The 13878-nt window shown below is 44.9% G+C and carries 7 protein-coding genes; 4 read left to right on the top strand and 3 right to left on the bottom strand.

What is annotated here, in order from left to right; translation table 11 throughout:
• The first annotated feature begins 239 nt into the window (after nucleotides 1-239).
• Nucleotides 240-1673 (top strand): MFS transporter, encoded by a 1434-nt coding sequence (locus AC1HDP_RS12050; protein WP_479638956.1) that lies wholly within the window; start codon nucleotides 240-242, stop codon nucleotides 1671-1673.
• Between the two features lie 37 nt (nucleotides 1674-1710).
• On the opposite strand, the gene AC1HDP_RS12045 is transcribed toward AC1HDP_RS12050, so the two are convergent.
• Entirely contained in the window at nucleotides 1711-2397 is a 687-nt protein-coding gene (locus AC1HDP_RS12045; protein ID WP_479638955.1) for a sulfotransferase, read from the bottom strand.
• A 443-nt stretch (nucleotides 2398-2840) separates the two neighbouring features.
• Here AC1HDP_RS12045 and AC1HDP_RS12040 point away from each other — a divergent pair, with 443 nt between their 5' ends.
• Nucleotides 2841-4619, top strand: a complete 1779-nt coding sequence (locus AC1HDP_RS12040; protein ID WP_479638954.1) for an MrcB family domain-containing protein — start codon at nucleotides 2841-2843, stop codon at nucleotides 4617-4619.
• Nucleotides 4620-4647: 28 nt separating this feature from the next.
• The gene (locus AC1HDP_RS12035; RefSeq protein WP_479638953.1) at nucleotides 4648-6990 is read left to right on the top strand and encodes a DUF2357 domain-containing protein; all 2343 of its coding nucleotides are present in this window, start codon (nucleotides 4648-4650) and stop codon (nucleotides 6988-6990) included.
• 423 nt (nucleotides 6991-7413) lie between these two features.
• On the opposite strand, the gene AC1HDP_RS12030 is transcribed toward AC1HDP_RS12035, so the two are convergent.
• Both AC1HDP_RS12030 and AC1HDP_RS12025 read right to left on the bottom strand, forming a co-directional pair.
• Complete coding sequence (locus AC1HDP_RS12030; protein WP_479638952.1) at nucleotides 7414-7857, bottom strand: ATP-dependent zinc protease family protein; 444 nt, start codon at nucleotides 7855-7857, stop codon at nucleotides 7414-7416.
• A gap of 369 nt (nucleotides 7858-8226) precedes the next feature.
• A complete protein-coding gene (locus tag AC1HDP_RS12025; RefSeq protein WP_479638951.1) occupies nucleotides 8227-12720 on the bottom strand; it encodes an SslE/AcfD family lipoprotein zinc metalloprotease in 4494 nt (1497 codons plus the stop codon).
• A 436-nt stretch (nucleotides 12721-13156) separates the two neighbouring features.
• Here AC1HDP_RS12025 and yjjG point away from each other — a divergent pair, with 436 nt between their 5' ends.
• Nucleotides 13157-13858: a pyrimidine 5'-nucleotidase gene (yjjG, locus tag AC1HDP_RS12020; protein ID WP_479638950.1), complete on the top strand. Its 702-nt coding sequence runs from the start codon at nucleotides 13157-13159 to the stop codon at nucleotides 13856-13858.
• Nucleotides 13859-13878: the final 20 nt, after the last annotated feature.

Below are 13878 nucleotides of genomic sequence, written 5' to 3'. Positions count from 1 at the left end.
ATCCTGATAAAACCCAAGCGAACCGTTTGCGCAATCGTTTCGATGGCAGAACTGTAGGCAGTTATTGAGTTTTGTGCAGCTAAATGTGGTCAAAATCGTGATCGCTGTCACGCTTAAAGTCATGGGCTTAACTAGGACTTAACTAGGACGAAACAGGGCTGGATGAAAAACGAGCTTTGTATGATAATTGCTCGATAATAATCAAAAAAATCAGTGGTCCACAGGTGACAGGGAAAGAAATGGAGTCAGGGGCTGAGCTGCTAAATCCCCCCACAGCAGAGACCAATTTTAATCGCTGCCTGCGAAAACTATGGCTGCGCTTAACCTTACGTCGCTCACAACAAGAGGCGGTAGCGTCATCGACCATGACGGCAACCAGCGACAACTTCTTTAATGCCTACGCAATTTTTTTGGGGGCTAGCTTAGCGCAAATGGGCTGGGTCACTGGCCTGCCGCAATTATTTGGCGCCATAGCTCAGTTATTGTCTGTGTGGCTCGCCAGTCACTTTTCTCGCAAACACTTTATTGTCGCCTGCGCAGCACTACAAGCGCTGGTGGTGCTAGCCATGGGCGCAGTCGCCGCGTTTGAGCCTGAACATGCGGTATGGATATTTATTGCCTTAGCGGTTTTTTATCATGGCTTTATCAACCTTATTCAGCCCCATTGGCGTGCGTGGATGGGCTCGATTGTGCCAGAGCGGCGCCGCGGCGCATTTTTTGCCGCCCGTACTCGCTTAACTATGATGGCCTCATTAAGTGTGTTCTTTGGTGGCGGGTTAATATTGACCCAAACCGATGGCATCAAGATGGCGTGGCTCGGCTTTAGTTTATTGTTTGCTATTGCCGCCATTGGCCGCTTAGTTTCGGCGTGGTTGCTATGGCAAATGCACGACCCAGTCGCCAGAATTCCCAAGGTTAAAGGCGTATTTGTGCAAACCTTAGTGAATTTTGGCGGGGCTTGGCGAGATAAGACCTTTCGCCACTACAGCTTATTTGTGGCGGGTATGCAGTGCATGGTGGCCATTTCGGCGCCATTTTTTGCCGTGTATATGCTGGAAGATTTGCAGTTTACTTACTTTGAGTTTGTGATGGCGAGCGTTGCTTCTGTGGTAACTCAGTTTGTGACTTTACGTTTTTGGGGGCGCTTTAGTGATTGTTATGGCAATCGCTTAGTGATGATAATTACCAGTAGCTTAATTCCAAGCTTACCTGTGTTGTGGCTGTTTTCAGACAACTATGGCTACATCTTAGTCGTGCAGGCGTTTTCTGGCTTAGCCTGGAGCGGCTTTACCTTAAGCACGGCCAATTATCTCTATGACATTCGCCCATTTCGCAGTGACTTTGCTACCTACGCCGCCCTGCAAGCGGCGCTGAGTGCTGGTTTAGTGTTTATTGGCGCCATGGCTGGCGGCGCTATTGCAAGCTATGCCGCGGATTTTTTGCAGTGGACAGGTTGGGGCACTTGGCTCAGTAGCCCCATTTTTGTGGTGTTTTTAGTGTCGGGCTTATTGCGCGGCTTAGTCGTGCTGTGGTTTGTGCCGCGCTCAGTTGAACCTAAAGTTAGGCCAAGGCCGCAACTACTTAAAATTGTGTTCAGAATCCGCGGCTTTAACGCGATATCAGGCATGAGCTTAGACTGGCTAACCGTCGTTAAACGCCGCAAAAAGAAATAAAGCTAATAAACAACTCATGGCCGTAAAACTGACGCCCTTAGACCTCGTAATCAAAATACTTGCGATGCATGGGTCCTGCGGCATGACTACTGATTTTATTGGGGTGCTGATATTCGCCCCAGCCTGCCACATCTGTGCCGCAATTAAGCTTAGGGAAATCGAGCAGCGGTAGCGGTGATTCACTGTTTGGCCCTTGGCCAATAAAGTCCAGCAATTGCGATAAACTGCCCGACGCACTGATATCTAGCCGTAATAAATCATCGCGACCTGCAAAATAGCTCAGCACTTGCTCTTGATGGCTGAGGTAGCAGCGCTCAAGGTGCTGTGCATCAGCGGCATCCTTTACGCTATCTAATAAAAAAGTCTGGTTAAAACTGCGCTTCATGATCGAGTGAAATTTACCGGTATTACCATCAAGATGCGGCAGCATTTTACCCAGCAACATCTGCATCGATGGTACCCATAATGACAGCGGCCGCTCTAAATACACAAACTTAGCCCCAGCAAACAGCTTATCGAGCTGGCGATAATCACTGAACATAGGTACATCGGATATAGCATCAGCTTGCAGCACGCAGTGCTGAGTAAACGCCATATGCGCGACCTTAAGGCCATGTTCAAGCAAGGCCACACTCACGCTAGTGGTGCCAGTACGCGGCAAACCTATGATAAATATCTTGTTTTGTTGGCGTTTTAAAGCGGGGGAAGCGTCATGGTTAGGCATTACTAGGCTCAACGGCTAAGGGGGTCAGCGGCGCAACTTAAATTATTTCGGCGATTCAATCGCATTGCGGCAACCAGCTAACATCATCGTAAATTGGCGGGCAGTATACCTCAGGTGCTACTGATAGTAGGGGGTATTAAGAACAAACAATAGTGTGAAAGGGGCGGACGGATTATAATCAATGTTCTTTTTAATTTTGAAGAGATAGTCAGCTTGCAAGTAATAACACTTATTCGTGGTTGCTACATTAGCCATGCTATTGAGATCGAATTATTCCTCCAAATTAGCTAAAGCTAGCGATATGAAAATCACAATATTGAATTATTTTGTATGATCTGAAAGATAAGCTCGTCATGATTGCAATGTGAAACTAACGAGTTAATGGCAAGAAATTTAATACATAATTCTATGATTTTGCACTTTTATATTTGAATTTGAGACTAATGATGAGTTTTAAAATATTATTAACAGAAATAGCTAGTGGTTGGGTAAAAGCTAAAAACGAGGCATTTACTGCTCATCCAATTGCTAATTTACTTAGAAACGATTTAGTTCAAGTTGTTGGTGGTATTTTGCCTAAAAGTGCTGACTATAAGATCAGTTCGAGCGCAGGTTCCGGTAATTGGGCAAGTGTTCCGTGGCTTGCTATTTTAAATAAGAAAATTACCACATCAACCCAAATGGGAATTTATCCAGTTTATTTATTTAGAGCTGATGGCGCTGGTGTTTATTTATCTTTAGGTTTTGGCACAACTGATTTAACGCGTAAAAACGGAAGCCCTGGTGCAAAAATAATAGCTGATGAGTTGCGTCATAGTATCCGGGGACGTGATTCTAGATTGGATTCTTGGAATGAAAATATAGATTTAAGGTCAGAAACTGCCCTTGGGAAATCCTATGAGTGGGCTTCGGCTGGTGCAAAATATTATCCGTTAGAGAATATTCCTGATGACAATATTCTATTATCTGACTTGATAGAACTTTTAGATATTTACTCGCGAGTAAATTCATTTCAAGAGCCATTATCGAAGTTAGAACCGCCTCTAATGCAATCTTTATCCAAGCCATTCTTGCTCCTCGCAGGTATTTCCGGTACGGGAAAAAGCCGATATGTTCGCAAACAGGCTGAGGCTAGCGCTGCAGGAAAATCCAACTTTGAGTTAGTGTCTGTGCGACCAGATTGGCATGAACCGAGTGATTTATTAGGGTATGTTTCTCGCTTAAGTAGTGCGGGCGCCGAATATGTAGTGACGAATGTTTTAAAGTTTATGGTTCAAGCTTGGTTAGATATTATTGAATCTGTTGATGAGCATGGCTGGACGGCGAAACCCTTAGATCAAATTAGCCCATTTTGGTTGTGTCTTGATGAAATGAATCTTGCTCCGGTGGAGCAATATTTTGCGGATTATTTATCGGTTATTGAAACTCGGCAATGGCAAGACGGTGAATATCGTTGTGAGCCATTGTTGAAGAAAGATGTATTTGAGCAACTTAAAGAGCCTGCACTAACTAAGTTACAACAAGAATTAGGTTTAACTTATCAAAGTGATTTGTGGCAATATTTTATAAATCATGGCATAGCCATTCCTTTTAATTTGATTGTTGCTGGCACAGTCAATATGGATGAAACCACCCATGGTTTTTCGCGTAAAGTCATAGATCGCGCCTTAAGCTTCGATTTTGGGGAGTTTTTCCCTAATGACATTAATGAATTTTTTAATGAAACTCTGACCCCTAAGCTTCTTAGTTATCCAGTATACAGTCACGCCACACTTGAATTGTTTAACGAAGTTGCTGCCGACAATGATGCGGCGAAAACTAAAGCCTTTTTTAATGCTATTAATAGCGTGCTAAAAAATACGCAGTTTGAATTGGCGTATCGAGCGTTGAATGAGTTGTGCTTGGCGGTCATTAGCTTTGCTCCGACCAATGAGAGTGAGTTAGCCGCGGTATTTGATGACTTTTTAATGTGCAAAGTACTGCCACGTATTGAAGGCGATGACGATAAGCTAGTGGGGAATAACAGCGAGAATTTGTTAGAGCTATTAAGTGCAGTCTTAGCCACTCAGTTGTCTGCCATTTGGGAGCAAGAGCGCCCAGATTTGCTGCGGGAGAATGTTAACGCACTAGAAGCGCCGATTTTAATACCTTGCCGCTCATCGGCTAAATTAGCACGAATGAATCAGCAGTTAAGTCGAGGTTTTACTTCTTTCTGGCCTTAAATCGTGCTGATTGTGGTGGTAATAAATAATGACTAAAAATAACCGCGAAACAATTTACTATCAACACGCTGATTTTGAGTTTTTGGTATCAAGCGAGGGATTATCTGTACTTAGAGATAAGCTAACGAGAACCTATACACAGCGTGGGCTTGCAGCACCTGACGCTGTTGATATCGCCGTTATAGTCGATGGTCATTTAGCGGTAACTTATAACGATACAGAAACCGGCAATCAACTGAGTCAGCCGTTCTTTTTTGAGAATCGCCAATACTGGTTTGAAGTCGAATTTAAAACCCATGTTGAATCTCATTCAGCAAAAGTTAGCCATAAATATCGATTAATTGAAGAAAGCTTTGCGTTAAACCCGAGGCGAAATTCACTGCATGCGATGATCAATTTTGGCAATGATGTGGGGCGATGTGTTTTTCAAATTCACTATACAGTTAAGGGAATTGCTAAGTCCGTTGTCGTGGAATTTACGGTATTAGCGACAAAAATGGTTCAAAGCCAAGATTTAGGCTTAATGAATCAAAAAATAGATACTGTTTATCCCTTATGGCGTTATGCCATTAGCAGTAAGACAACTCAGTCACAGGGACGATCATTACAGTCGCCAGAAAAGTTTGAATTATTTTGGCTTGCTCAATTTGAGCGTTTGAAAAGTGAATTTGATCTAGGCATTCATCGTGTTTTACAGGCGCCGCATAATCGCTTGCAGTCGTTTACGCTACAGCAAAAGTTAGATCGCATTAATAAAAAGCTAAGCTACAAACAGCAAGAACATGCCAAAGAAATCGTCGCATCTAAACGCTTATCTGCGCGTATGCGCGTTAACCATCAGCGCCTTAGTGTAGATACGCCGGAAAATCGTTTTATCAAAATGGTGTTGAAACGCACAAAAGCCAGTTTATCGACACTGATCCATGCTATGGAAACATCTGATGGCAAGGCCTCAGCATCTTTTTGCCAAAATTTACGATTATGGCGCGATCAGGTCACTCAATATACGATGCATCGGCTGTGGCAAGAAGTGGGTGACTTCACCGGCCAAAGCCGTGAGTCGAAAGTGCTGCAGCAAGGGGCAGGTTATGCAAAGGTGTATAAAGTTTGGCAGCAGCTAAAATATTATTTAAACCAAACCCAAGGCGATGCACAGATCTCGATTAAATCTGTAGCTGATATTTATGAGGTCTGGTGCTTTTTAGAAGTTAAATCGATTATTGAAGCATTAGGTTTTTCAGAGCAAACGCGTAACCTCAGTAGTTTAAAACGGCTTCAATGTGAGCGACAGTTTCGTGATGATGAAATGGCGGCTGCATTTGTCTATTTTCGCCAACGCGATGGCATGACGATTGAATTAGCCCATGAGCCGTCATTTACTCCCAAAGGTGAGGTTAATCGCACTTGGTTAGCCAATCAGCGTCCTGATATTGTGCTGCGAGTCACGCTGTCTAATGCTGAGTCATTCTTGATTATCTTTGATGCTAAATATCGTATTGATGCTAAACCATTCAAGCGTGGTGATGCGGTACCCGAAGATGCGATTAATCAGATGCATCGCTATCGTGACGCCATCATTCATCAGCAAGCCCTCGTCAATGACAGGCCATTAAAGAGCCGTCCAGTCATGGGTGCGTTTGCTTTATATCCGGGATTTTTTGACCAAACAACTCAAGTTAATCCTTATGATGAGGCTATAAACGAGATTGGCATTGGTGCATTTGCTTTATTGCCATCGGTCGCTGAAAACACTCATAACCATTGGCTGCTGGGTTACTTGGCCAGCAAGTTAGGTTATGGCACGAATACAGTCAGTTATCTCAAGCCGCCATCAAATGATTATTATTTTGTGGAGGATTCGGCGCGGATATCGCCTTACGGGGGAAATTCGGTTCGACATAATGGTTTGACCATGATGGCCCCTATTAATGAAATTGGTCGCGATAGTGATTATCTGAATAGGGCGAAAAATGGTAGTCTAACAGGCTATCATACCCAGTTATTGGCGACTAATCGGCAAAATGTACATCGCAATATTGTTCGAGAAATCCGTTATTTACTGTTAACTGTTCGCTATAATCCGACTGATCCACATCAGCTAGGTAAATTTCTATATCGTGTAGCGAATGTTAAATTACTGCGCAGAAGGGATATTGAGCGGCAATGTACAGGTAAGGATAGCAATGACAATCACTATTATTGGCTGTTTGACTTTGTCGGCGAGCCTGAAGTGTTGACTGGACCGATCGCAAAACCCTATGCCGCACATTTTGAATTCAAGCTCACTAAAGCTGAATATTTGCCGAAGATTAGTCAGTGGGGTGATGTCAAAGATGAATATCAACTCTATGCTGATTTTGACTTAAGTTGATAAGCCGATGTCATGGATAACCTCGTTAGACCTCTGCAAGTTACCTCGGACTATTTAGTTACTATTGGCATGATTTTTATACTTTTTGCTTCATCCATAGCACCAGCAAGGCTGAAGGCTAACCCAGATTCGAGGACTGCGTCTTTATGGCTTATCGCCCATGAAAACTCGCCGCGATAACTATCTGGGTTAGCTTCAATCACCACATCATAGCCTGATATTGCTCTTCATAGGTTGGGGTATTGCTTATGTCATTGGGATTTGCGACTGGAAAGTTCATGCGAAATACCGGTAGTTTGTGTGGTCATATTGTCTGTTATTACCGCGGCACTGACCACGGACTATAAGTCACATTTAAGCCGCGCTGGTGGCGGCCGTGTTAGCTGTGATTTGAGTATTAATGACTGCCGTAGGGCGAATATTCTAGCGGCTTGTGGGGGCGCTGGTTAAAAACGAGGCTTGCGAATCAACCATAAAACGGCCAGCTAAGGCGCGTCGCCCCAGTAGCATTCTAAATTTCATGTTGTCACGGTTAGTGATGGTCATTTCAATGTCAAATTCTTGGGTGCCAATTTGCAGTGGCGTTTTAATCACGTAGCGCAGCTGCTTATGTCCGCCAGAATCAGTGACATACCGTCTATCAAACACTGGGCTTTCACATACGGTTTCTTCCATTGAGTCTTGATTGGGGTGTAACCAAAATCGGATCCACGCTTGGCCATTTTTATTAAATGGCTTCACTTTGAACGCATGCAAACACGATGTTTTGGCGCCAGTATCAACTTTCATCTTGATAGGCTGAGGGGCTATGTGCGGTAGCACCACCCATTCGCGCCAACCAATGATAGTTAGTGATGCGTCAATCATGTACTACCCCTAATGATGTTAACGTCTTGGCTAAGCCTAGTCGTTAAACGGCAATTTTACCCGTTCACTAGAACATATTGCTGCTAAAACAACAACTAAAGTCTTGTGACTCAAGCTAAGTGCTAAGTGGTCGAGAAACTTAACACTTAAGGTAACGGCGCTGTGTAGTGACAGCATTGAGTAACAGAGCTTAGTGCCTGAGTTAGCCGTGAGTTTCATGACAAGAGTTTGAACATAAGAGTTTCATGATAAAAGTTAATGGCAGAGAGTGATTAAGCGGGGAATTGTGGTGCTGATGCCATAAGCCAGCGGCAAGGTTGCCACTGGCTTATGGGTAATGACTGATGACTAGAAATTAGTTATCAGTGTTTAGTTGTTAAAAACACTGACGCTATCAATCTTGAGCGGATCTTTACTTGGTTTGCGCAAGTTAAGGGCGTTGACCTTGTTCATGCCATTATCGCTAATACCGCCCTCATAATTAGGGGTAGTGCTTGCTGGCGTCATATAGGCGGTAGCGCCTGGATTCCATGCCTTGAAAAATTCACTTAAGTCAGTTTGACTGGCGTAAGAGGCGCACAGCATTAAGCGATCCCCCTTAGTTAAGCCGTTATCTGGCTTATAGCACAGGTTCTCACCAGGTAAGTTAACCTCGCCATCATTGAGATTACGAGTTAAGCGATGCATTAAGGTAAACAGATTCCAGCCTTGCATACCTTGGCTAACACTGTAGTAATCAGGCACTTGTCTTTGATACCAATCCTGAATGGTAAACTCAGTTTCGGCCCACTCTTTTAACTGGGCAAACATCACTAAGCGCTCACCAGCGCCGCCATCAGCCCACGCTTGGCCTTTAGCCGCTGCAATATAATCAGGGGCGATACGAATATCTTGGGCCACACGGGTCATAGTGCCAAGGTGCTTATCTTGCATGTACAAACCAAGCAAGTTGTTGGCCACTTCAGTTGCGCCTTCCACGGTAAATGGCGCTTCGGCGGCGTTATGACCCACTTCGTGCCACAGCAACCAATTGTTAAGTGGCGTGATATTTAGATTGTTACTATTAGCGTTAAAGCTGCTATTCATCACAGGATAACCTGAGTGCGCGGCGCCTATGCTGATAGCGACATCGTTAACAAAGTGATGTCTATGATTGCTGATGCTCTTATCTGTGGCTTTTCGATTGACTGTGCCAGCAAGGCCTTCATCGCGGCCATAAAAACGATTTAAGTCATCGCTAAATTTATCAAGCTCACCGGCAAAGGTTGCCAGCTTACCGTCATAATTTTCGGCCTTGAGGTTGGCTTTGGCGGCAGTAAAGATAAAGCTTTGGCTCACGACATCACCAATAGGGGCGGGTGATGATTGCGGGTTTATCCAGCGACTAGTAGTGCCATCATCTTGATACAAGGGCGCATCGACAGTATCACTAAAGCTCAGGGTGACGGTTTCAGCGCTGCGACCTTGGGCATAGATTAAGCCGCCATAAGGCACGGTAAGCTCATGGTTATTACCAATATTGCCACTATTCAAAGTAAAGCTTTGGCTGATACGCGGTGGGCGCATTAAGCCAAGCTCGTGCTTTTCACGGCCAGTTAAATCATCATTGAGTGCCACGGTAATTGTGATTGGCTTATCGCTATCAACGCTGACACTAAAGGCTTGCTGCGCGACTGCCCACTGGCCGGTTGCTTGACGATTGCCAGCAAACCAGGCGGCTGTGTTGCCACCTAGCACGACTTGGCTGCGACCTTGGCTGCTAGCGCCATCCGCTTCACCTGGGTATTGGCGAATATCCACCTTAATATCTAAGTCCCAGAACGAGCGACCTAACATTAAGCGCGTGACTGGTTTTTCCATGTAATTAAGTGGATAGCTTGGGTTCATGTAACCCGCATAGCTGCCTTGGGTAACATCTAGCATCATGCCTGTGTCGCGCATTTGCTTATGTAAATCAGCCGGGCAAGTGGTGCCGCCGCCAGCGCGGTTGTCGCTATAGCAGTTTAGATACTCAGTAAAACGCTTAAAGCCGAGTTCATCAGTTGCATCCGCTTCATAGCGATAATCTAAGTCATTCCACAGCCATACCGTCATGTTCTGGTATAGGCGATTAAGATCAACGCTGCTTAAGCGCTCACCTTGTTTACCTTTGGTGCGGAAATATAATTCGTGTTGATATAAGCGCTCGATATTGCTGCCTAAATTGGCGGCCTTGATCATAGCTTTAGCTTCGTTATCCCCTAAGCGCAGCTCAGTGTAGCGCGGCACATACATACCACCGGTAAGTGGAATATTGTTGCCCGGGCGATACTCTAAGCAATTGATCTCATAATGATAACTTGAATCAGTGCACTCTTGGTAAAGACGGTTGCCTTTATCATCGGTAAAGGCTTTTAGAATACGCTCTTTATCGGCGATAATATCTTTAGAGCTAGTTTCATCAATAAAGGCAGTAAATTGAACGATTTCGCCTTTGTCGTTAGTTTCACTCCATTTAGCCACTTCAAGCTTGGGCTTATCGTCGGGCTTGTTATTTTCTTGATAAAGCCAAGTCACATTGCCGTCGCTATCGATGGTGTAAGGCGCCACTGTTTGATCTTGAGCGTTTTTAACCGCGCTATAGCGCTCGATGACCCAAATGCCTTGTTCACGCTGGTTGCGTGGACGGTCTGGATAACCACCACTAGGGCCATTACCATTACTCACCACAGAGTTGCCTTGACCGAAGGCTATGCCAGCGCTGTCGAGCAAGCGGGCATAAGCTGTGTCCTTGTCGTTAGAAATCAAGGTTTCCATGATTAAGATACTGCCGCCGCGACTGACATAATCAATCAGAGCGGTAGCATCATCTTGGCTGATTTTAGGTTTGCTAACATCGGCGCTCATCACTAAGTGGTAATTGTTACCATTGGTTGCAAGCGCATATTCAAAACCATTAAGGATCAGTAGTGGCATGCTGGCAGGATCGAGCCCATCAAAGCTGATTAGCTGCTTAGTGGTTACGCCAAAATCAGGGTGGATAACGAAGTCGGCGTTATTACCCGGCACTTGTCCACCACGCTTAAAATAAGCCTTAGCGATATTAGTGCCAACCGTCATCGGGTTATTAAAAGTGGCGCCTGCTTGATTAGCGGTCAGATATTTGAAGACGTTTTGAAAAAAGCCTTTCATATCATTGCTGTCGTTAGACTTAATGCATTGACCGTTAGTGACACCACCATCCCAACTGTAGCCATTGGGGCAGACTAACACTGAGTTATAACGGGCATTGCCCATGACCATGATTTTACCTTGGCCAATTTCACCTAAGCTAATGAAAGGTAGATTAAAGGTGGCGGTTTCTGCGCCAACTTTATCAACTATTACCTTAGAGGGGACTTCGGTAATATACGCAAGCGACTGGGGATCCCAAGCTTTCTTGCTACCAAATGGCAGCCAGTAGTTATTATCGTTACGCGCCATCAAGATAGGGAAGGCGGTATTGGCGATATTAACTGTACTTTGGCCGCGGGCATTACCTGTGCTGCCGTAGAAGTTAGTGCTGTCATGGAACACGTGGAAATTGTTAACTGCTTGCCAGCCTTGCTGCTGCACGGCGCTGGTGCTACCCCAAAGCTTTTGCACATCAGCTAAAATCTGCCCAGCTTCATCTTTAGCGTTGGCACCTGCGCTCATAACCATAGAAGCATCAATGCTTTGGCAGTTATTCTTGCATAAAGCCTTATCGATTGTCTGCGCTTGGCCTTGGTTAAACTGCGCTAAAAACTCACCCGCGATTACTTGGGTTTGACCATTGCCAAGCTCTAATGATTGATCGTGGGCGCTCAGTCCCAAGGCAATAATTTCGTTAATGACGTTAGGGTATTGAGCAAAGGTTTGGCTAACTTGCTCTGGGACTTGCCAATGATCGCCCTTATCTTCGCTATAACGCTTAACTAAGGTTTGAGCATTGAGGCCTAAATCACCTTCGCCTAATTGTTGCAAGCTAACTTGCTGCTGATTACCGCGAACGCTGCCTAAGGTAAAGGTATCAATACCAAATTCTATGGTGTCGCCCCATACAAACTCGAATTTACCTTTAGCATCGGTAACACCACGGCTGCCACGGCTAAAGTATTCAACCCCAGCTACTGGCGTGCCGTCGGAGTCAGTTAAGATAGCACGGCTTAAAATGGTGTCTTTCGGCTGATAGTGATAACTCGCCTCAGCATTGGCCGCCACAAAACCCGCATTTAAATCACTCGATGCCCCAGGGGTTACTGCAGGCTTGCTATCTGGCACATGGGTCGATGGCAATTTACCTACTTGGTTATCATTGGCTTCTTTTTGCTTAATCAGATCAGCAAAAGCATCAACCTCCATATTGAGATCATGCTGATAATAATTACTAAATTGCAGCGCTTGCAGGCTGCTCAAGCGTAAATCGATAAACTCACCACGGACAGTCCCCATAGTGGCGATTAAGGTTTGCGCGTTACTGCTAGCATTTGCGTTATCAATAAAATTATCACTCTCGGCCAGCAGCAGTTGCTTGCGCTCAGTGCTTTGGCCTGCGCGCGCCTTATCGGCCTGCACATTGCTAAAGCTTGCCAGTAGCACGTCTTGACCATGGTCTTGATAATGACAATTTACACTATCACCGACATTAATCTTGAAGTCTGCGGCAGCTTCGTCATTACAGATCACCATTTGATCAAAGGTGCTCTTACCATCGAGAGAAAAGCTGGCGTGTAACAGAGTCGTCTCTGGTGGCACTGGAATTTCTGGTTCTGGTGGCTGAGGGGTTTCGTTATTTGAGCTACTGCTGCCACCGCAGCCGCCAAGAGTGGCGATAAAAGCCCAACAAATAAGATGTTTATTCATGTGTGTCCTAACAAAAAACAAAATGAGTCGTTAGCGCGGGCAAATGCGCTTGGCTAACTTTTGGGTTATTAATCACTAAAAGGCGGTTGCTGCTCTGGGGGAGACACTGGTGCAAAAACCGTGATAATGAGATTTGAGTCAATGAAGCTATTTTAATTAAATTTTCATCAATTTAATATTATCTCATTGAATATGAGCCAATTTTTTCTTTATTTATCGCCGCAATTACTCTTGCTTGCTGTTTTATTCAGCGTTTGTTGGTGGCGGCGCATCAGCACAGCGCGCTAGTCATGCGGATTTTTTTAGCCAGAGTGTCTAGCTATGTGCTCAAAATAGCAGGAAATATGGCATAAAATGTTAACTGAAAGCGCACTGAGTAAAGACAAACGCTGACTTTGTCGTCATACTTTCGTTTCCCGCCGTTGAGGATGTAGTCATGAATCTAGATGCTTACCAGTTTGACTGGATTCTGTTTGATGCCGACGAAACCTTGTTCCATTTTGATGCGTTTGCCGGTTTAAAACTATTGTTCAGTCGCCATGGAGTGGCCTTTAGTGAACAGGACTTCGAAGAATATCAATTAATTAATCAGCCATTATGGCTTGAATACCAGCGCGGCACTATTGATGCCGAGCACCTTCAAACCACCAGATTTAACGCTTGGGCCACTAAACTCGGTTGCAGCGCCAGCGCGCTTAATCACGGTTTTTTAATGGCCATGGCCGATATTTGTGAGCCGTTACCTGGGGTGAGGGAATTACTGGCAAGCATTAGCCCGCGCTATCGCTTAGGCATAATTACCAATGGCTTTACGCAGTTACAGCAAGTGCGTTTGCAAAAAACTGGGCTTAGTGATTATTTCTCGCTGGTGGTTATTTCTGAACAAGTTGGCGTGGCCAAGCCAGATCCCGCTATTTTTACTCATAGCTTAATGCTAATGAGTGATGTGAGCGGCGCTCAAGTTGCGCCTCACAAGGTATTGATGGTGGGTGATAATTTGCATGCCGACATCTTAGGCGGCAATCGCAGCGGCTTGGCCACGTGCTGGTACAACCCTAGTGGAAAGCCAAGGGTTCCCGAGGTTTTACCTAGCATGGAAATCAGCCATCACGATCAATTGCGGCAGTTATTAAGTTAAGGCTTAATGCGCATCGCTAT

The sequence above is a fragment of the Shewanella sp. ISS20 genome, from assembly GCF_056522965.1.
Note: the sequence above shows the minus strand (reverse complement) of the source record. Positions and strands in the feature narration are given on the sequence as shown.